Source organism: Mucilaginibacter sp. UR6-1, from assembly GCF_020880975.1.
GTDB lineage: Bacteria > Bacteroidota > Bacteroidia > Sphingobacteriales > Sphingobacteriaceae > Mucilaginibacter.
On sequence record NZ_JAJIWP010000003.1, the window covers coordinates 16,727 to 38,873 of the forward strand.

Here is a 22,147-nt window from a genome sequence, read left to right on the forward strand (position 1 = left end):
GCCGACATATTGTTACACTATTTTTAATTGAACTGCAGCAAAAATGCTGAACCCGTACCCTCAACGGATTGTACCTTGATACTGCCCTTATGCAGCAGCATAATTTGCTTGCACAAGCTTAGGCCAATGCCGCTGCCGGTTTTACGGGTGCTAAAAAAAGGAATAAATATCTTATCCAGCAATTCCGGCGGCATGCCGATGCCATTGTCGGCTATTTTCAGAATGATCTTGTTGTTGGCGGTGGTTTCGGCAGATAAGGTGATTACGGGCTCCTTTTGATCTTTAACCGCCTCAATAGCATTGACCAGCAGGTTAATCAGTACCTGCTCGATCAGGTTAATATCAACCTCAATAGCCAGCGACAGATCGCGCAAAATAATATCCAGCTCAATGTTCTTTTTCTCCAGCGATGGCTGCATCAGGTTGTTAAGGTTCTCGAACAGGTCGCACACCAAAACTTTTTCCAGGTCGAGCTTGGTTATCTTGTTCAGGTTGCGGTAGCTCTCGGTAAATTTCAGCAAACCTTCGCTGCGTTTTTTAATGGTATCGATGCCAAGTTCCAAATCCTCCAGTTGGCTGCTTACCGGGCTGTTGGCAATCTCCGGGCTTTTTAAGCGGTTTTTCAATGTATCAGCCAATGAGGATATTGGCGCAACCGAGTTCATGATCTCATGCGTCATCACACTCAATAGCTTTTGCCATGCCTTTGATTCGGTTTCATCCAGCGCCTCACTCACATTCTGAAAAGCGATCAGCTTATACATCTTCCCTTCGCTGCGCAGCACACTTGCCGTAACCAAAATTTTTACCAGTTGCTGGTTGCGGCTGATGGTGGCAATGTTGGTATCGCCGGGTTTTAGTTTGATAATATCCCGGTAAAGCGCTTCCTCACGTTTCTCTAACGAGTGTATCGATTTTAAGTAGGGGATGCCCAGCAGCTTTTTAAAGGCTTCATTTATCCAGCCTGTTTCGCCGGTTTCCTCATCGTAGGACAGGATGCCCGTATCCACCAGTTCCAATATTTTTTGCAGGTAATAATATTGTGTTTCGCGTTCGCGGCTGATGAGTTTAAAGGTGGTATTAATATCATTAAAACCCTTGCGCAGGGGCTTTAATTCCTCCGGGGCGCGGTGTACATCAAAGTGCCGCGAAAAATCACGATAGTGTATCGATTCAACAAACTGGCTAACCTCCTGCTGCGCCTTTTGCTGAAAGCGTATTAAACCCAATACGCAATATATTACCCCGGGCCCGGTGATTACAAGGTATGGGTAGCTACCCTTTACCAGCACAAAGGCCGTAGCGGTTACGGTAATAAACAGGTAAAAAACCCATAACACCAGGCGCCATTCGTACCGGTTAAATATCATACTTGCTCAATCTGCGGTACAGGGCTGTACGTGTTAAACCTAACTCTTTGGCGGCGCGGGTTATGTTGCCGCTGTGTTTTTCTATTACACGCAGTATGGCATTCTTTTCCATCGCGCTCAGCGGAATATTGTCATCGCCCTCCGTAGCTTGCTGTATAGGTGTTTCCAATGATGAAAACAGCAGATCATCAGCATGTAATACATCGGTATCAGCCATAATAACAGCCCGTTCAATAGAGTACTGTAACTCACGCACATTGCCGGGAAAGTTGTATGACTTTAGCTTTTGCAATGCCGCGGCCTCAAAATCCATCGTTGGTTTCAGGTATTTTGAAGCGTACATTTTGGCGAAGTGGCGGGCCAGTACCACAATATCATTATTGCGTTTACGCAGCGGCGGCATGGTGATTTCTACCGTGTTAATGCGGTATATCAAATCCTTACGAAAGCGGTTCTCGTTGGCCAGTTCCTGCAAGGGCATATTGGTAGCGCATATCAGCCTGATGTCGATATCAATTGGTTTGTTAGTGCCCAATCTTGTTACCTGCCGGTTTTGCAGTACGGTTAAAAGCTTGGCCTGCTGTTGCAGGGTAATGTTGCCTATCTCATCCAAAAACAGGGTGCCTCCGTGCGCATCCTCAAAACGGCCGGGCCTGTCCTCACGGGCATCGGTATAAGCGCCTTTTTTATGTCCAAACAGTTCGCTCTCGAACAATGAATCAGTAAGCGCACCAACATCTACCTTAACAAAAGGTTTGTTAGCCCGTAATGATCGCTCATGGATGGCCTTGGCCATCAAATCCTTGCCCGTACCATTCTCGCCAAGTATCAAAATATTGGCATCGGTTGGGGCTATCTTATTCACCTTATGAAAGATATCCTGCATCATTTCCGAATCGCCCAGTATATCTGTCGACCCGGCTTTGCTTTTTACCGGCTTACCGGTTTTGTCGCCTTCCTTCTTATCCAGCAGGTCGGTAATGGTGCTTATCAGTTTTTCGTTATGCCAGGGCTTAACAATAAAATCGTTAGCGCCTTCTTTTAGTGATCGCACGGCCAGGTCAATATCGCCATAGGCGGTTATCATAATAACGCATACATTAGGCTTCCACTCCTTTACCTTGCGCAGCCAGTAAATACCCTCGTTGCCGGTATTTATGGCGCTGTTAAAGTTCATGTCAAGCAAAACCAGATCAACCTGGTTGCGCTGCAGCAGCCAGTTCAGGTTTTCAGGGTTTTTCTCTGTTATGATCTCCTGCACCTCGGTTTTGAGCAATAGCTTTACCGCGGTCAAAACATCCGGGTCGTCATCAACTATCAGGATGGTCGCCTTTTTTAATATCATCTGTGCCAATGCTGAATAAGATGTTAAGGTAAATAAAATATCAATCGCTTAAAATGCCTTTAGCCAAAAAGCATTGTTTTGGTGGTGTTTTTAAGCTAAATTATCTGCTCAAAGCGGGCAACAAATCAACCATAAATTCAACTTGTTGATAAACAGAATATTGCTGTTTTGGGCTTCAACGTACACTGTATCAATACCGTACACTTGCTGTAACATTAGCGTACGCACATTTATGGGTATTTGTATTTAAGTTATTGTTTTACAGTATTTTAATTTGTGGCATGTGTTTTTGTTATAGTACAGTAAATTCATTTATATTACAGTGGACAGAAAAATTGAGAAAAAGACGTGGAACACTAAACGTATAACTACCATAGCCGGTATTACGGGCATCGTATTACTGGTGGGTGGCAGCATCTATTTTACATCGGGCAAAAGCAAGCTTAATGTTGATACCGAGCGTATTACCGTAAGCGAGATCAAAAAAGGCCCGTTCCAGGAGTTTATACCGGTTAACGGCGTTGTAATGCCTAAAACCACCATATACCTTGACGCGGTTGAGGGCGGCCGTGTTGAAAAACTATTTGTTGAGGATGGCACCACCATGAAAGCCGGACAGCCGATATTGAAACTGACCAATACTGACCTGGAGCTGAGCCTGGCTAATGAGGAAACATCGGTATTTAACGTGCTTACCCAAATGCAGATATCGCGCGATAACGCGCAGCAAAACACAATTGGCAAATTAAACCAGATGGCCGAGGTTGATAATGCCCTGAAAGAGGCCGAGCGTATTTATAAGCTCAATAAGCATTTGTATGATCAGAAGGCTATCGGTTTGCAGGAATTCAAAAAATCAGAGAACGAGTATCAGTATGCTGTTAACCGTAAAAAACTGACCACTAAAATTCTGAACCAGGATTCGACCTCAACCAAGCAGCAACTCACGCAAATGGGCGAATCATACGATCACATGAAAAGTACCCTGGCACTGATGCGCAAAAAGGTGGGCGACCTGATCGTTCGTGCGCCGGTTGACGGGCAGTTAACCTCAATGGATGCCGAAATCGGGCAGACCAAAAATAAGGGGCAACGTTTAGGGCAAATCGATGTCTTATCAGGATATAAGGTTAGGGTTGATGTGGATGAGCACTATATTTCACGTGTATACAATGGCCTGATGGGTGAGTTTACCTTGGATAAGACCTATAAACTGCGCATTAAAAAAGTTTTTACGCAGGTTACCAATGGCCGTTTCCAGGTTGATATGGAATTTTTAGGAGCCATACCCAAGGAGATGCGCCGCGGCCAAACCTTGCAGATACGCCTGGCATTGAGTGATGAAACGCAGGCGCTGCTGGTGCCTAAAGGTGGCTTTTACCAGCAAACCGGTGGTAACTGGATATTTAAGCTGAGCGAGGATGGCAAAACCGCCTACCGGGTTGATGTACAGCTTGGGCGCCAAAACCCTGATTATTATGAGGTGCTGCAAGGCCTGCAACCGGGCGATAAGGTGGTAACATCAAGCTACGATACCTATGGCGATATGCAGGAGCTGGTACTGAAACAATAACAAAGAATTTTTAATAAAGAACAATCACAATTAATATAATAACCACCGGGTGGTTAAGGAGGAAAAAATGATAAAGATAACTGATCTCGAAAAGTTTTACCGTACTGAGGAAGTTGAAACCGTTGCGCTTAACAGGCTGTCGCTCGAAGTAAAAAAAGGTGAGTTTGTAGCCATTATGGGTCCATCGGGCTGCGGCAAGTCAACCTTGCTGAACATTATTGGCATGTTGGATGACCCTGATGGTGGCAGCTACGTATTTAACGGTACCGAGATAGCGCACTATAGTGAGCGTAAACGTGCCGATCTGCGTAAGCATAACATTGGTTTCGTTTTCCAGAGCTTTAACCTTATTGATGAGCTTACCGTGTTTGAAAATGTGGAACTACCGCTGATCTATACCGGTGTAGCCGCTGCCGATCGTGTAAAACGCGTTGAGGAAGTGCTGGATAAAATGCAGATCATGCACCGTCGTAACCACTACCCGCAGCAATTATCGGGCGGTCAGCAACAGCGTGTGGCCATTGCCCGCGCGGTAGTAAACAAACCTAAACTGATACTGGCGGATGAGCCTACCGGTAACCTTGACTCAAGCAACGGTAACGAGGTAATGGAACTGCTAACCGATTTGAACGAACAAGGTACCACCATAGTAATGGTAACCCACTCCGAGCATGATGCCCGCTATAGCCACCGCATCATCCGCCTGCTGGATGGGCATACCGTGGTAGAGAACATCATGATATAAACCAACATCACTCAAAACATTCACCTTTAAATCACAATAAACATGTTTAAAAACTACCTTAAAATAGCCTGGCGAAACCTGGTGCGTAATAAGGGTTTCGCGTTTACTAACCTGTTGGGTTTAACCATAGGCATAACGTGCGCCATGTTTATTTTTTTGTGGGTGAAGGATGAAATATCGTTTGATAAGTTCAATACCGCGTACAACAGGATTTACCAGGCCGTAGCCACCCGTAATTTCAAGAACAACATATTTACGGATGAGAACATGGTGTTCCCCCTGGCTACGGAGCTGCAAGCCGAATATCCGCAAGTTGAAAAAGCTGCCGTAACCACACAAACGCAAAGCAGCCTTATTGATTATAAAAACATTAAGCTTAAGCGTGATATATTATATGTTAACGAAGCTTTTTTAGATGTTTTTACCTGTAAGTTTATAAAAGGCAGTGCGGCGCAGGCATTAAAAGATCCATCGTCCATTGTGATAACCGAAACATTTGCCAAAGCGTTTTTTGGTGATGCCGATCCGATCAATAAGGTGTTAAAGCTAAATACCAGCCAGTCGGTTAAGGTAAGCGCCGTTATTGCCGATCCTCCCGGTAATTCAACCGTGCGTTTTGATGCTTTGGTACCCTTTAACTATTCAGACCCGGATACTAAAAGAAACATAGCCGAGTGGCGCAACTCATCGTGGCGGGTATATGTTAAGGCTAAACCCGGTACTACCGAGGCTGAAGTTGGCCGTATTGTAAGTGCGGTAATGAAAAAGCACAACCCTGACGAAAAGGTTAGCACCTACTTTGCTTACCCCATGAGCAAATGGCATTTGTACCATGATTTTAAGGATGGCAAAAACGTAGGCGGCATGATAGAGTACGTACGCCTGTTCGCCATCATAGCGCTGGTAATATTGCTTATTGCCTGCGTTAACTTCATGAACCTATCAACCGCGCGTAGTGAAAAGCGCGCCAAGGAGGTAGGTATACGCAAAACCCTCGGGTCTGACAGGAAGCAACTGGTACTACAATTCTTTGCTGAATCGATGATCTTGTCGATCATCGCCTTTACCCTGTCGGTTATACTGGTTATTGTGTTAATTCCGATGTTCAACCAACTGGTTGATAAAAAATTAGTGCTGAACTTTGGTGAGCCGTTACTTTGGCTGGGCGCATTGATTATTATACTATTTACCGGTATAACCGCGGGCAGCTACCCGGCGTTGTACCTGTCGTCATTTAATCCGGTAAAAGTTTTAAAGGGCAGCATACTGGTAGGCAAAGGCGCTATAGTACCCCGCAGGGTACTGGTGGTTGGGCAGTTTGTAATGTCAATATTGCTTATATCATCAACCATAGTAATTTACCAGCAATTACAGCATGTTAAAGACCGCGACACGGGTTACAATGCCAATAACCTGATTATGCTGCCGGCAAGCCAGGGCACTAACAAAAATTACGATGTGGTAAAGAATGAATTGCTGCGAACAGGCCTTATTAAGGCGGTTAACCGCAGCTTTTCGCCCGTTACCGACATATGGTGGCAATCACCCGGGCCTGATTACGCTGGCAAGCCCGCGGGCGACCCAATTATTTTTTCGGGAATGTTTACGGATGCGGGTTTTAGCAAAACATTAGGCGTTCGCATATTACAAGGCCGCGATTTTGACGGCGTTCCGGCAGATAGCTCGAACATGCTGCTTAACAAGGCGGCAATTGAGGCTATGGCGCTTAAAAACCCCGTAGGTATGAAAATGCGTTATGGCCCAAAGGAATATACGGTGATAGGAGTTACCGATAATATTGTAATGACCTCACCCTATGAGTCGGTAAGGCCGATGATGACCTATTACAGTAACAACAACGTTAACTGGATAAACGTGCGGTTAAATGATGGCATACAGCCAAAAAAGGCCTTGGCATCTATCAAAACCATCTATAACAAATATAGTCCTGAAGATCTGTTTGAATACCAGTTTGCCGATCAGGAATACGGTGCAAAATTTTATACCGAGGAGTTGATAGGCCGTGTTACCAATATTTTTGCGGGGCTGGCCATATTTATCTGCTGCCTTGGCCTGGCGGGGCTGGCATCGTTCACTATCGAAAAACGTTTCCGTGAGATAGGTATTCGCAAGGTGCTGGGCGCAACGGTAAAACAGGTTATCATGCTGATATCAACCGAGTTTTTAAAACTGGTGGGGCTGGCCTTTATAATTGCCGTGCCGGTTACCTGGTACCTGATGCACAACTGGCTGCAAAAATACACTTACCATATTGATATGAGTATTTGGGTATTTGGCTTTGTAGGTATAGGCATACTGCTGCTAACATTGGTGGTGGTATCATTAAACACCTTTAAAGCAGCTACCGCCAATCCGGTAAAAAGCCTGCGGAGCGAGTAATCAATTCAAAAAATAGCTATCACAATACACACATAAACCTCATGTTAAAAAACTATCTTAAAATTGCATGGCGCAACCTGATCAAGAATAAAGCCTTCACCTTTATTAACATTGCAGGCTTAACCATTGGTATGGCCAGTGCGGCGCTTATTTTATTATGGGTGCAAAATGAAGTGAGTTACGATCAGTTTCACGAGAAAAAAGACCGGCTGTACACCATGTACAACAGGGCTGTTTTTGATGGTAACCTTTGGAGCTGGAATACCACACCTAAAATAATGGCTAAAACCCTGAAGGCCGATTACCCGCAGATAGAGGATGCCACCCACACCACCGAGTGTACTTTTTTGTTTACCGTTGGCGATAAAAAGCTGATGGAACGGGGATATTTTACCGATCAGGGCTTTATCAATATGTTCAGCTTTCCGCTGGCAATGGGCGAACGGAAGAAGGCCCTTGTTGATAATTCATCCATCATATTAACAGAAAAATTGGCCAAAAAGCTGTATGGAAGCAACGAGGCCGCTATGGGCAAAACGGTTAAGATTGATAGTAATGCCAACTTTACGGTTTCGGCTGTGATGAAGGATCTGCCCAATAATACCCGCTTTAAGTTTGGTTACCTGCTGCCCTGGAGTTACATGAAAAAGATTGGCTGGGATGATGAATATTGGGGCAATAATTCGGTGCAAACCTATGCTTTGTTAAAAAAAGGTGTATCATTAGCAACGGCTAACGCACGTATAAAAAACATCACCAAATCACACTCCGATCAAAAGGATACCGAAGTGTTTTTGCACCCTGCGAGTAAGTGGCGTTTGTACTCACAGTTTGAAAATGGCGTAAACGTAGGTGGGCGTATAGGTACAGTAAGGCTGTTTGCTATAATAGCAGGTTTAATATTGCTAATAGCCTGTATCAACTTCATGAACCTGAGTACCGCACGAAGCGAAAAACGCGCGAAAGAGGTAGGTATACGTAAGGTTGCAGGTGCACCAAGAGGGTTGCTGATAGGTCAATTCCTTGCCGAGTCGATACTGATCGCCTTGTTTGGAGGTATACTGGCATTGCTCATTGTTCAGCTAAGCTTGAGCGGCTTTAGTCAGTTAACCGGTAAGGAGTTAGTTTTACCCTATGCAAGTGTTGATTTTTGGATATTATTCATCGGCTTCATCCTGCTTACCGGTGTCATTGCAGGCAGTTATCCGGCTTTTTACCTGTCATCATTTAAACCAATTAAAGTATTAAAAGGTACGTTTAAAGCAGCCAATGCGCTTGTTGCTCCGCGTAAGGTATTAGTGATTATTCAATTTACTACCGCTATTGCACTCATCATCTGTACTATCATCATTAAAAGCCAGTTACAGTATGGCCAAAACCGCGATACCGGCTATAAAAAGGATAACCTGGTATACAGCTATATGAATGGCGATATGGGTAAGCACTATAATGCCATCCGTAGCGAGATGGTAGCGAGCGGCGCTATAACAGGTATCACCAAAACCAGTGCGCCAATTACCGAAGGCTGGAGTGATAGCTGGGGTTATAGCTGGCCGGGTAAAGACCCTAATGCACGGCTTGATTTTAATGTATTTAACGTTGATGGCGACTTTACCAAAACTGTTGGATTAAAGATAGTTGATGGCCGCGATATTGATATTGTAAAATACCCGACCGATTCTTTAGCCATGTTGCTTAACCAGGCGGCGGTTAAAATAATGGGTTTTAAAAACCCGGTAGGGCAAATTATTAATAATGGTGATACTAAATGGCATGTAGTAGGCGTAGTTAAGGATTTTATTCTGCAATCGCCCTATGAGCCGGTTCACCCGATGGTGATACAGGGGCCAAGTTCATGGTTTAACATTGTTCACTATAAGCTTAACCCGGCACGCAGCACCGCTGCCAACCTGAAAAATATTGAGCAGATATTTAAAAAATATAATCCGGATTACCCGTTCGAGTACACTTTTGTAGATGAGGACTATGCCAAAAAATTCGCTGAAGAGCAGCGTGTAGGCACATTGGCTACCTTGTTTGCCGGGTTAACGGTATTTATATCGTGCCTGGGCTTGTTTGGCCTGGCTACATACATGGCACAAAACCGCATTAAGGAAATAGGGGTGCGCAAGGTTTTGGGCGCCTCGGTAGCGCGTATTACCCGCCTGCTGTCTATCGACTTTTTAAAGCTGGTGATCATATCCTTCATCGTGGCGGCACCACTGGCCTGGTGGGGGATGACAGAATGGTTAAAAAGCTACACCTATCGTATTGATATAAGCATTTGGGTATTTATTGGTGCCGGGGTAATTTCTGTATTTATAGCTATGGCTACCATTAGTTACCAGGCTATTAAAGCAGCTATTGCCAACCCGGTTAAAAGTTTGCGCAGCGAGTAATCACCTATAAAACATCGGTATCATGTTAAAGAATTTTTTGAAAATAGCCTGGCGCAACCTGTATAAAAAGAAATCATTTTCATTTATACACATATTTGGCCTAACCATAGGCATTACCGTTTGCATGATGATATTTCTATACATCACAAATGAGTTTAGTGTGGATAGCTTTCATGAAAAAGGCAAAAACATTTACCGGGTAATGCGTGGTTACGATGTGAGCAAGGTGCGTGTTCCGTATCTTTCTGGCCCGTATGGCCCGGCGTTGCTGAATGATTATCCGAAGGATATTAAAAAGGCAGTACGCGTTATGCCAACGCAGGCCCTGATAAAGCTGGGCAATAATTCATTTAACGAGAAGAATATTTACGCTGTTGATCCCGATTTTTTTGAGCTGTTCAGTTTCGGGCTCGTTAAGGGCAATGTTAGCACTGTTTTAAAAGATCCGCATAGCGTTGTACTAACCGAAACTATAGCAAAAAAATATTTTGGCAATGCCGATGCCATAGGTAAGGTGATAGAGATGGATAAAAGCCTGCAGCTAAAGGTTACCGGTATAGTTAAGGATGTTCCATCAAACTCGCATCTTAATTTTACCATGGTAATGCCTATTACCAATTATACCAACGAGGAGTGGTTTAAAAAATGGCGTAACAACAACGAGTTTGTTTATGTAGAATTAAATGAAAACGTTGATCCGGCGCAACTGGAAAAGCAATTCCCTGCTTTTATGGATAAGTACATGGGTAAGGATCTGGCGCAGATGCATGCCCATTTTGACCTTGCGCTAACACCTTTAAAAGATGTTTACTTTCAGGAGGCCTCTACTTTTGATAATGTTAAACATGGCGATAAAAAGGTAGTTTATATTTTTCTTTCCATTGCTGTGCTGATACTGGTTATCGCCTGCATTAACTTCATGAACCTGGCTACCCTTCGTGCCGTTGAGCGCTCCAAAGAGGTGGGCCTGCGCAAGGTGTTGGGCGCCATGCGTAACAGTTTAATAAGCCAGTTCATCGGCGAATCGGTATTGCTAACCATTATATCTTGCACGCTTGCCCTGGCCTTGCTGCTGCTGGTAATGCCGTGGTATAACAGTTTATTAGGCTATTCACTCACCATATCATGGAACTCGCCGGCAATCTATTTGTTTTTACTTGGGGTGATAGTATTTGTCGGATTTTTAGCGGGGAGCTATCCGGCGTTCTTCCTGTCGTCCTTTTCGCCCATACAGGCACTTAAAGGTAAGCTGCAATTAGGTAAAGGCGGTGCTTATTTCAGGCAGGCGCTGGTGGTGGTGCAGTTCAGTATCTCGGTTTTCCTGATCATCAGTACCATCGTTATTAAAAAGCAAATGAGCTTTGTAAAAAATAAGGATTTAGGGTACAGCAAGGAGCAAAGCGTGATAGTACCCATTGATAATAACGATATTTATAATAACCGCTTAAACTTTAAAAACGAGTTGCTGGCAAACAGCAATGTGGAGTCGGTATCGCTAATGTCAGGCGAGCCGGGTGGTTTTTATGACAGGCATAGCTTTGATGTGGAAGGCCAGCACGATACCTATAGCGCACGCACCGAGTTTGCCGATTTTGATTATGTAAAAACCCTCGGATTAAAGATACTTGCCGGTCGTGATTTTTCGTCAACTTTTGCTACTGATACCACAAACTCAGTATTGATCAACGAAACCGCCGCCCGCCAGTTGGGCTTTACCCCGGCGCAGGCCGTTGGTAAGTGGATCATCAATAACATGCGCGATAGCTTGCGCAGGCGTATTATAGGGGTTGTAAAGGATTATAATTTCCTCTCGCTAAAAGAGAATATGGATGCGCTGGTGATATCTCCTGCGGAGGATCGACGTGTAGCTGTAATAAAACTAAAGCCGGGTAATATAACCGCCGGGTTGAACATTATTAAACAAGCCTACACCAAAGCCGCTCCTGCTTACCCGATGGAGTATACCTTTCTTGATCAGAAGTTTGATACCACCTACAAGGCCGATCTGCGGCAGCAAACCATACTGAGCGTATTTTCGGGCCTGGCCATATTTATAGCCTGTTTAGGTTTGTTTGGGCTGGCATCATTTACCGCGGCAAAGCGCACCAAGGAGATTGGCGTACGCAAAGTGCTGGGTTCATCGGTACAAAATATACTGATGCTGTTATCGGGCGATATGCTTAAACCGGTACTGGTGGCCACGCTGATCGCTGTTCCGCTGGGCTATTACAGCATGGATAAATGGCTGCAAAACTTTGCCTATCGCACCCCGGTGCAGTGGTGGGTATTTGTGCTGGCGGCCTTAATAACTTTCGGCATAGCCTTGTTTACCGTAAGTTTTCAATCGGTTAAAGCGGCCATAGCCAACCCGGTAAAAAGTTTACGTAGCGAGTAATTAATCAAATTTCTGTCTGCCTAAAAAAATAATTTATGATACGTAACTATTTTAAAACAGCATGGCGCAACATACGGGGTAATAAGTTTTACACCGGCATTAACGTTATCGGGCTGGCGTTAGGGTTGGTTATCAGTTTGTTTATATTGCTTTGGGTGCAGGATGAGTTGAGCTTTAACGGTTTTAACAATCAGGCTAAAAATATTTATAAGGTGGGCATTATCGGTGGTACCGGGCCAACAAAACAGGTATTCTCCGTAGTGATAGCGCCTGTGGCTACTTATGCCAAAGCCGAGTTGCCCGAGGTAAAGGATGCCGTACGCATTATGAACATTGGCGGCAATACCCCGTTCAAGTATAAGGATAAAGTATTTACAGAGGATAAGGTAGCCTTTACCGATCCATCGTACTTCACTATTTTTGGCTTTAACCTAATAAGCGGTGATAAGCGTAACCCGTTCCCGGCCGATCAGTCGGTAGTGATAAGCCGCTCAGTTGCCGAGCGTTATTTTGGTGACGAAGATCCGATAGGGAAAGTTGTTATTTTAGGCCATGATGAGCAGATGAAGGTTACCGGCGTAATTGAGGATGCCCCGGCAAATTCAACGGTAAGGTATGACCTGCTGCTGCCTATATCCCGTTTTAACAAGATAGCTTACGTTGAAGGCAACGTTAATTATGATGGCAAAACCCGGCTGTCATCAATGGATGCCGACTGGAGTAATTTCAGCTTCGAAACGTACCTGCATTTAAAAGATGGCGTAAACCTTAACCAGGTTACCAAAAAACTACAAGCCATACACGAGCGTAACAAGCCCGAGGATAAGCCTGTACCTTATGTAACGCAATCGCTGCTGCTAACCCACTTATACAAAATAGGCGAAAGCGGCGGCGCTATCGAAACAGTAAAAACGTTTAGCATAGTAGCTGTAATGATACTGGTTATTGCCTGTATAAATTATGTAAACCTTTCAACCGCGCGCGCCATGCTGCGTGCCCGTGAGGTAAGCATGCGTAAAATAATTGGCGCGGGTAAGCTGCAGCTATTTATCCAGTTTGTGGTTGAAACGGCGTTGATGTTCGCCATTGCTACCATTATAGCCATCGGAGCGATGTATGTGTTGTTACCGCTTTATAATGATTTTTCGGGCAAACATTTAACACTTAGCTTAACCAACTACCAAATATGGCTGTGCATTGCCGCCACGTTGCTGTTCACCTTAATGGCAACCAGTATTTACCCTGCTATGCTGTTATCATCCTTTGAGCCGTTAAAGGCGCTCAAGGGTAAAATTGCGGGCAGTTTGGGTAATGTGGCCTTTCGCAGGGTGTTGGTTGTGGTTCAGTTTTCGGTATCGGTAGTACTTATCATCGGCACATTAATTATTGGCAACCAATTAAATTTCATCCGTAATAAAAATTTAGGGTACGATAAGGAAAATGTTTTTTCGTTCAGCATGCGTACCGATATGCAGAAACACTACGAGGCCGTGAAGGCCGAATTGTTAAAGCAGCCCGGCGTGTTATCAGTAACCAGGCTCGGCGCCAATATTATCGATAACCAGGGCTGGACAGGCGACAATGACTGGGAGGGTAAGCCTGCTGCTTCCAACCTGCTCTTCCGCCCGATTCAAGTTGATGAAACTTCCATGCCATTCTTCAAGTTCCCGATGCTGGAGGGTAAAACGTTTACCGGCGCCGTGGCCGATTCGGCACATTTTATTGTGAACGAAACCGCTGTAAAAGCCATGGGCTTAAAAGATCCGATAGGCAAACGCATGCGCTTATGGAAAACCAATGGCACCATCACAGGTGTGGTTAAGGATTTTCATATCAGCTCCATGCATAATAAAATTGAGCCGGTGGTATTTACTTACAATCCGCAGGCTTGCTGGCGGGTATACATAAAAACAACCGGTGTACAGGCACACAAAGCGGTAGAGGCTGCCACCCAACAGTGGAAACAATATAACGGGCAGATACCGTTTAACTATAGTTTTTTAGACGAAGCCTTTAACAACCTTTACCAAAAGGAGCAGCGTACGTCGGCATTGTTCAACCTGTTTTCGGCAGTGGCCATTGTGCTATCGTGTTTAGGGCTGCTTGGTTTAGCCACATATACCGCGCAGGTTAAAACCCGCGAAATTGGTATTCGCAAGGTGCTTGGCGCAAGCGTTGCCGGTGTGGTGCAATTGCTCACCAAAGAGTTTATGCTGCTGGTAGGTATATCATTAGCTATTGCTATACCCATTGCCTGGTACGCCATGAATAAATGGCTTGCTGATTTTGCTTACCGCATTACTATAGGCTGGCAGGTGTTTGCGCTGGCTGGTGTAATGGCCCTGCTGATCGCTTTTATAACGGTAAGCTTTCAATCCATAAAAGCGGCTTTGGCCAACCCGGTAAAAAGCCTGCGCAGCGAATAAATTGAATTTTAACACAACCGCATATTATCATGATCAAAAATTATTTTAAAACAGCCTGGCGAAGTTTGTGGAAGCACCGTGTAGTAAGTTTTATAAACATTGGCGGCCTGGCGGTTGGCATGGCGGCTGCCGTGCTAATATTTATGTGGGTGCAAAACGAGTTTAATTTTGACGGTTATCATCAAAACGCCGCCAATATTTATCGTATTAAAAACCATCTTTCAATTGATAAACGTACCACCTGGATATGGGAGAACTCATCATACCGCATGGGCGAGGAAGCTTCACGCCAGATACCAGAGGTTGAAAAAGTTACCCGCATCAGGCCGCTAAACTATGCGCCTACTTATTTTAAAATAAATGGTGAGTTTTTCCCGGAGAAGGATGTAGCGCTGATAGACAGCAGTTGGTTTGATGTTTTTGATTATGAATTTGTAAGCGGTGGGCCGGAAGCATTCAATAGTGAGCCCTTTAGCCTGATACTTACCGAAAGTAAGGCCAAAAAATACTTCGGCAATAAAGAGGCCGTGGGGCAGATCATCCATATTGATACGCTTGATTATAAGGTGCAGGGTGTTATAAAAGATATTCCGGCCAACTCCAGTTTTACCTTTGATGTGCTTGCGCCCATAGCTTCAAGACGCGCCAACCCAAAGGAGAAGGAGAATGAGATGCAATGGGGTAATTTTTACTACATCACGTTTTTAAAGCTTAACCCGCGTAGCAATACTAAAAAAGTAGCCAAAAAAATTGAGACCATTACGGCAAAAGCCCGCGAAACAAACAACCTGGCTATATCACTTACCCCGTTAAAAGATCTGCATTTTGAGAGCGGTTTACAAAATACCGCGCTACGGCAGGGTAATAAAAAGGCTATAGTAGTGTTTGGGGCGTTGGGTGTTTTTCTGCTCGTGATCGCCTGTATCAATTACGTAAACATTACTACCGCGCGTGCAAGTTTACGCGCTAAGGAGGTAAGCATCAAAAAAATAGTAGGCGCGGGGCGTGGCACCCTGTTCATGCAGTTCGTGGCCGAATCAATGGTGATCAGTTTGTTCGCGTTGATCTTCACGGTAATTATCATAAGCGCGAGCCTGCCCTGGTTCAATAGCTTTACGGGGCGCAACTTTACGCTCGATCCGGGTAACATATCCTTATTGACGGTAGTGTTGGGTACGTTGTTCTTCGCGGTGGTGTTAAATAGTATTTATCCGGCATTACTGCTGTCATCATTTAAACCGCTTAATACGTTCAGGGGCATCAGCGTACTTAAACTGAATGATGCTACCCTGCGCAAGGCATTGGTGGTGGTACAGTTCAGCTTTTCTATTTTACTGATAGTGGGTGTGATCACCATTTACAGGCAAATGAGTTTTATCCGCAGCCAAAATCCCGGTTATAATCGTTCGCAGGTATTGTCGTTCGGTTTGCCATTCAGACGATTTTTCAGGACGATAACAGATGAGCAGCGCGCCAGTACTACACAAAGTATCAAGAACGACCTGAAAGCGCTGAATATGGTAACCAATGTATCGCTTATGGCTATGAGTTCGATACAAAACAACGACGGGCAATCATCAGGCGGCTTGGATTGGGATGGCCGTGAAAAGGATTTTGACCCGGCAATGGCTTATTTTCAGGTTGATGCTGATTACATGAAGATCGTAAAAATGCAATTAAAGGAAGGCCGTTGGTTTGATGAAGGCCGAAAGTTTGATCGAAAGAACGCTATACTGAATGAAGCCGCTGTAAAGGAACTCAACCTGCATAAACCCTACATCGGGCAGCGTTTAGTTTCGCGTGGAGATACCGGGCAGGTTATTGGCGTGGTAAAGGATTTTAACTTTAAGAGTTTGCACGAAAAGATAGGCCCGGCCATTATTAAGTTAGATGATTATTATAGTACCGATTACCTGATACAGGTAGCACCCGGCAAACAGGCCGAAGCCATTAAAGGCATCCAAAAAGTATGGGATAAGTATTGCCCAGGCGACCCGTTCAACTATACCTTTCTTGATCAGGAGTTTGATAATATGTATAAGGAAGATGCCAAGGTATCGGGCCTGATGTCGGTATTCGCTATAGTGGCTATAATTATATCATGCCTGGGCTTATTTGGTTTGGCTGCCTTTACTGCCGAGCAGCGCGGTAAGGAGATAGGCATACGCAAAGTGCTGGGCGCTTCGGTATCGGGCATAGTAACTTTGCTTTCAAAGGATTTTATTTACCTGGTGCTGATATCGTTGGTGCTGTCCTCGCCGCTGGCCTGGTGGTTAATGAACAAGTGGTTGCAAAACTTTGCCTACCGTGCCGAACTGCAATGGTGGATGTTTGCCACAGCCGGTATAATTGCTGTGTTAATAGCATTTTGCACTATCAGCTTTCAGGCCGTTAAGGCAGCTATTGTAAACCCGGTTAAGCGCTTACGCAGCGAGTAATAAATATTATCAGCTTAAAATATCATCATGTTTACAAAAAACTTACTGATAACCTGGCGCGGCCTGTGGCGCAATAAAACCTACGCGGCCATTAACCTCATAGGCCTTAGTGTTGGCCTTGCGGCATGCCTGCTGGTGGCCGCTATTGTGATCGATGAGTTATCGTACGATAAACAATGGAGCAAGGCTAAGCAGATATACCGTATCATATCTGTAAATAACAGGGTTAAGGGCGATGATCGTTTTCCGCAAACGTTTACCGGCCTGGGGCCAACGCTTAAAAAGGAATTTCCGGAGCTGGAGGATTACTGCCGTATGCAGGTAGTTGGCGACAGGCTTAAAATAGGCGCTAACAGTGATGGTGTAGCTGTAAAAAATTTATTGGCCGAAGCATCGGTATGGAACTTTCTCGATCTAAAGGTTACCAAAGGCAACCCTAAAAAGTTTGTGGCCGGTTATGCCAACCTCGTGATCACCGAAAAATTCATGCAGCAGCATTTTAAGGGTCAGGATCCGGTAGGTAAAATATATTATACCATTCCCGAGTATGGCGATCCGCAGCCTTACCTCATTACCGGGGTAGTTAAGGAGTTGCCTGTAAATACCCATTTACGTGCTGATGTAATATCAATAGTTGCCTATCGTACCAGCGATGATCAGCTTGCTAAAGAAGAATATGGTACCTTCAATACACAATACCTGTTGCTAAAGCCCGGTACTGATGCAGGCAGGTTTGCCAAAAAGGTAAATAACTGGTACGCTGGTTTCACCGCGCCTAAAAAGCCCGGTTACAGTTACCAGTTTCAGCCGCTTGAGGATGTTTACCTGCGGTCGGACTTTGCCGAAGTACAGGATGTGCATGGCAGTATGCGCAGCTTATATATTTTTATAGCGGTGGCGGCTTTGCTGCTGGTTATAGCCTGCTTTAATTTCATGACGCTCACAACCTCGCGCATATTTACCCGCATGCAGGAAACCGGTGTGCGTAAAGTGCTTGGTGCCAGCAAAGGCCAGCTTATATCGCGCTACATTACCGAGTCGGTATTGTTTTTTGTGATCGCCTTTGTACTGGCTATTGGTGCCGCCAGTTTGTTTATTCCTTATGTTGAGGCTTATCTTGGTCATGCACTGGTGTTCAATGTTTATAACATAGGGTTTGTGGGTATGGCTATTTTAGCCATGCTACTTGTAAGCCTGCTCACGGGCATATATCCGGCATGGTATCTTTCGCGCCCCGGCCCCATGACTATTTTGCGCAGCCAACTGCCGTCGGGTTTTAAGCTTAACTGGCTCAAACGATCCCTGGTGGTGGGGCAGTTCGTTATCTCAATAGGTATCATCATAGCTACATTGGTGGTGCATTACCAGCTAAATTATATTGATACAGCCGATGTTGGGTTTGATAAAAATAACCTTGTAAAGTTGAATTATAATAACTGGGGCCCGGGTGCCGAGGCTTTTAAGCAGCGGCTGAGGCAGTTGCCCGGTGTTGAAAATGTAAGTATCAGCTCGTGGAGCCCCGGTGAGGGGCCGGGCAATATGTCAACCGAGATCAGCGTGCCGGGACAAAGCGGTAAGGTTGTGGTAAACTATATTCGTGGTGATGCTGACCTGCCTGCTACCCTCAAAGTTAAACTCAAAAGCGGCAGGTTGTTTGATCGTGAGATGAGAACCGATGTGGTGAATTTTGATTCGCTGATGATGGTTGATGAAATTAAGCTGAACAAAATGATGAAGACCAGGCCGGTAATTATTACCGACTACACGGCAGGTTTTTTAGGTTTGAAACTCAACTCGCGTACAGCAAATATTGAAGGCATCCCGGTAGGGGTAATCAGCAATTTTCATAATCAATCGTTACATTTTGGTATGAAACCCTGCATTATTCGTGCTGATAAGTCTAATGAGGGATATATACTCATCAGGCTCAAACAAAACCATCCTTCAAACTCATTAGCTACTATTAACGCGTTATTTAAAAGCACTTACCCCGAAAAACCATTTTTATATAAATGGGTAAGCGATGTGGTAAACGACCAATATAAGAACGAGGCTAAGCTGAAGCAACTGTTTTTTAGTTTCAGTATGCTCATTGTTTTCCTTGCCTGCCTGGGTTTATTCGGGCTGATAACCTTCACCACGCAACAGCGTGTAAAGGAGATAGGCATCCGCAAGGTTTTAGGTGCTTCGGTAACGTCCATAACCGCCATGCTATCGGCTGATTTTGTGAAACTGGTTATGCTGGCCCTGCTTATTGCCGCGCCGCTTGCAGGTTACATTATGGCGCAATGGCTGCAGGATTTTGCCTTCCGCATCAGCCTTAGCTGGTGGATGTTCGCGCTGGCGGGCGGTATGGCTTTGCTTATCGCTATTGTTACGGTGAGCACACAGGCTGTAAAGGCGGCATTGGCTAACCCGGTAAAAAGCCTGCGCAGCGAGTAATCAGTTTGTATCATAAGCGAACACCTGTTGTTACGCATGCGTACATTGTAGTATTGGTTGTTGAACTTAAATATTTGATAACCAGTAATTTGTTTGGTTGGTATGGCATTGGTAAGTGTGCTGTATCAACGTTTTAGTTCAGATCTTTAAAATATAACAACCATATCATGTTAAAAAATTACTTAAAAACCGCCTGGCGAAATCTTTGGAAAGGCAGGGTATTCAATATCATGAACATCATTGGCCTTTCGGTGGCAGTGGCTTGTTGTATCATGTTGTTCCTTACGGTGTATTACGAATTTTCATACGATAAGTTCCACACCAATCTGGATAAGATACACCAGCTTTATTTCACAAAGAACGGAGCTGATAAAGTTGAGAAATCCACCTCAATGCCCGCGCCGCTTACCCCTGCTGTTAAGGCCGAGTACCAGGATATAAAATACATTACCCGCATGGGCAATGGTGGTACCATTGTACGCTATGGTAATAAGCAAATTGAAGAAAGCATTCGTTTTGTTGATCAGGATTTTTTAAAAATGTTCACATTTCCGGTGGTTAAGGGTGATAACGCCTCGCCGTTGAAGGATTTGAACAATGTCGTGATTTCTGAATTTGTGGCCACTGCCATATTTGGTAAAACCAACCCTGTTGGTAAAAGTATCGAGCTTAATTACTCGGGCGAGCCCAGGAGTTTTGTGGTAAGCGCGGTTGTAAAGGATTTTCCGCAAAACTCGAGCATTAACTTTGATTTGTTGTTACGGTTTGAGAACGCGCCCGAATACCAGGCTAACATGAAGAGCTGGGACCATCACGATCATAACGTATTTGTACAGCTTAATGATAATGTTAAGCCTGCCGTATTTGATGCCCGCCTGCAAAGCTTTGTAAAAAAGGCATTTAAAACCACCATTGCTGATATGAAGCGCGATGGTGCCCGGCCTGATGCGCAAGGCAACGTGTACACCCTGAACCTTTTGCCTTTTGCTTATAACCATTTTGATACTGAACTGGTAGGCCTTGAGGGTAACTCGGTTAACAAAACCTATGTAATGGCATTACTTGCTATAGGTATCTTTATTTTGGTTATCGCTTGCATCAACTTTGTAAACCTTTCGGTAGCGCGCGCTTTTACACGTGCGCGCGAAGTAGGTGTACGCAAAACACTTGGCGCAAATAAATGGCAATTGCTCTCCCAGTTTTGGATAGAAACTTTATTAGTGTGCCTGTTTGCGCTCGTGCTTGGTATTGTCATCGCCAATTTCGCGTTGCCGGGCTTTAAAGCAACCTTCCGCAGCCAAATATCTATGAATATGCTGCTGCAGCCTGTTCAATTAGCGGTTATTACCGGCTTATTTATCCTGATAACAATAATTGCCGGTTTATATCCGGCTTTGCTGATGATGCGTTACAAAACGGTAATGGTGTTAAAAGGTACCGTAAACACCGTAAAGCCGGGCAAGGTGCGCAACATACTGCTGGTAACTCAATTCTCGTTATCATCCCTGCTTATTGTATGTACCCTGGTTACCTGGCAACAAATTGATTACCTGAAAAGCAAACCCTTAGGATACAGTAAGGATGAAGTGGTAAGCATACCGGTAGGCAATTCTGTTAATGGTGCACGTTCGCTCGAATTGTTCCGCAATCAACTGAACGGCGAGCCCGACGTGGTAGCCGTATCAGGCGCCTATGATAATATGGGTAGTGGTAAGGACGGATCAACCCGCACCTCAATAATCGGGTTTACTTATAAAGGCCATGATATACATACCAATATACAAGGCGTATCGTATGATTATGCCAAAACTATGGGTATAAAGTTGCTTGAGGGGCGTGACTTTTCGCGCGAGTTTACTACTGATAGCAATGCCGTTGTAGTTAACGAAAAGATGGCTGCGCAGCTTGGCGGTAAAAACGTGGTAGGTACCTATTTGCCGATGGATGATAAAAAACCATCGCTAATTGTTGGTGTAATGAAAAACTTCCACTTCCGCTCGTTACGTAGCGAAATAGAGCCGCTAACGCTGGTGCTGAGCGGCTATGAAATGAATTACATATTTGTAAAAGTGAGGCCGCAAAACCTGTCGAAAACCTTTAGCATGATAGAGCGTAAGTGGAAACAAACATTCCCTAATGCTGATTTTCAGGGTTCGTGGGTAAATGAAAATACCGAGCGGCAGTACAAAGCCGAGCAGCGCCTTTCAACCATATTTATAAGCGGAGCCATCATCGCCATAATTATATCATGTATCGGTTTGCTGGCCATATCATTCATGATCATGGTGCAGCGCACTAAGGAGATAGGCATACGTAAAGTACTTGGTGCCAATATTGCCGGTTTAGTGTTGCTGCTCTCTCGCGATTTTTTAAAGCTGGTGCTGCTGGCCGCATTAATTGCCTTCCCGTTAGCCTGGTGGCTAATGAGCAAGTGGCTGCAAAGCTTTGTATACCGTATTGATATTGAGTGGTGGATATTTGCCCTGGCTGCATTCATCGCTGTTGGCATAGCCTTTATAACGGTAAGTTTCCAGTCAATAAAAGCCGCACTGGCCAACCCGGTCAGGAGTTTACGAAGCGAATAGTTTTTAGTTAATATGAATGCAGATGCCCC

11 protein-coding genes are annotated in these 22,147 nt (G+C 44.7%); 9 read left to right on the forward strand and 2 right to left on the reverse strand.

The window, feature by feature from the left end:
- Positions 1-23: 23 nt before the first annotated feature.
- Positions 24-1,370, reverse strand: coding sequence for a PAS domain-containing sensor histidine kinase (locus LJ707_RS10525; protein WP_228950792.1), 1,347 nt, complete (start codon positions 1,368-1,370; stop codon positions 24-26).
- Complete coding sequence (locus LJ707_RS10530) at positions 1,360-2,715, reverse strand: sigma-54 dependent transcriptional regulator (protein ID WP_228950793.1); 1,356 nt, start codon at positions 2,713-2,715, stop codon at positions 1,360-1,362. The genes LJ707_RS10525 and LJ707_RS10530 overlap by 11 nt, the downstream gene beginning before the upstream one ends.
- Positions 2,716-3,037: 322 nt before the next feature.
- Here LJ707_RS10530 and LJ707_RS10535 point away from each other — a divergent pair, with 322 nt between their 5' ends.
- From LJ707_RS10535 to LJ707_RS10575, 9 genes are all read left to right on the forward strand, one after another.
- A complete protein-coding gene (locus LJ707_RS10535; RefSeq protein WP_228950794.1) occupies positions 3,038-4,288 on the forward strand; it encodes an efflux RND transporter periplasmic adaptor subunit in 1,251 nt (416 codons plus the stop codon).
- 67 nt (positions 4,289-4,355) lie between these two features.
- Positions 4,356-5,033, forward strand: coding sequence for an ABC transporter ATP-binding protein (locus LJ707_RS10540; RefSeq protein ID WP_194103835.1), 678 nt, complete (start codon positions 4,356-4,358; stop codon positions 5,031-5,033).
- Positions 5,034-5,075: 42 nt separating this feature from the next.
- Complete coding sequence (locus tag LJ707_RS10545) at positions 5,076-7,433, forward strand: ABC transporter permease (RefSeq protein WP_228950795.1); 2,358 nt, start codon at positions 5,076-5,078, stop codon at positions 7,431-7,433.
- Between the two features lie 41 nt (positions 7,434-7,474).
- Positions 7,475-9,832 carry an ABC transporter permease gene (locus LJ707_RS10550; protein WP_228950796.1) on the forward strand — a complete coding sequence of 786 codons (2,358 nt, stop codon included), beginning with the start codon at positions 7,475-7,477 and terminating at the stop codon, positions 9,830-9,832.
- A gap of 22 nt (positions 9,833-9,854) precedes the next feature.
- On the forward strand, positions 9,855-12,227 hold the full coding sequence (locus tag LJ707_RS10555; RefSeq protein ID WP_228950797.1) for an ABC transporter permease: 2,373 nt from the start codon (positions 9,855-9,857) through the stop codon (positions 12,225-12,227).
- Between the two features lie 35 nt (positions 12,228-12,262).
- A complete protein-coding gene (locus LJ707_RS10560) occupies positions 12,263-14,653 on the forward strand; it encodes an ABC transporter permease (RefSeq protein ID WP_228950798.1) in 2,391 nt (796 codons plus the stop codon).
- A gap of 29 nt (positions 14,654-14,682) precedes the next feature.
- Positions 14,683-17,091, forward strand: coding sequence for an ABC transporter permease (locus LJ707_RS10565; RefSeq protein ID WP_228950799.1), 2,409 nt, complete (start codon positions 14,683-14,685; stop codon positions 17,089-17,091).
- Positions 17,092-17,118: 27 nt separating this feature from the next.
- Positions 17,119-19,533, forward strand: coding sequence for an ABC transporter permease (locus LJ707_RS10570; protein WP_228950800.1), 2,415 nt, complete (start codon positions 17,119-17,121; stop codon positions 19,531-19,533).
- Between the two features lie 167 nt (positions 19,534-19,700).
- Positions 19,701-22,118 (forward strand): ABC transporter permease, encoded by a 2,418-nt coding sequence (locus LJ707_RS10575; RefSeq protein WP_228950801.1) that lies wholly within the window; start codon positions 19,701-19,703, stop codon positions 22,116-22,118.
- Positions 22,119-22,147: the final 29 nt, after the last annotated feature.

Bases quoted from the DNA above. Each gene is read 5' to 3' on its own strand.
- LJ707_RS10525 (WP_228950792.1), bottom strand. From the start codon at position 1,370: ATGATATTTAACCGGTACGAATGGCGCCTGGTGTTATGGGTTTTTTAC.
- LJ707_RS10530 (WP_228950793.1), bottom strand. From the start codon at position 2,715: ATGATATTAAAAAAGGCGACCATCCTGATAGTTGATGACGACCCGGAT.
- LJ707_RS10540 (WP_194103835.1), top strand. From the start codon at position 4,356: ATGATAAAGATAACTGATCTCGAAAAGTTTTACCGTACTGAGGAAGTT.
- LJ707_RS10545 (WP_228950795.1), top strand. From the start codon at position 5,076: ATGTTTAAAAACTACCTTAAAATAGCCTGGCGAAACCTGGTGCGTAAT.
- LJ707_RS10550 (WP_228950796.1), top strand. From the start codon at position 7,475: ATGTTAAAAAACTATCTTAAAATTGCATGGCGCAACCTGATCAAGAAT.
- LJ707_RS10555 (WP_228950797.1), top strand. From the start codon at position 9,855: ATGTTAAAGAATTTTTTGAAAATAGCCTGGCGCAACCTGTATAAAAAG.
- LJ707_RS10560 (WP_228950798.1), top strand. From the start codon at position 12,263: ATGATACGTAACTATTTTAAAACAGCATGGCGCAACATACGGGGTAAT.
- LJ707_RS10565 (WP_228950799.1), top strand. From the start codon at position 14,683: ATGATCAAAAATTATTTTAAAACAGCCTGGCGAAGTTTGTGGAAGCAC.
- LJ707_RS10570 (WP_228950800.1), top strand. From the start codon at position 17,119: ATGTTTACAAAAAACTTACTGATAACCTGGCGCGGCCTGTGGCGCAAT.
- LJ707_RS10575 (WP_228950801.1), top strand. From the start codon at position 19,701: ATGTTAAAAAATTACTTAAAAACCGCCTGGCGAAATCTTTGGAAAGGC.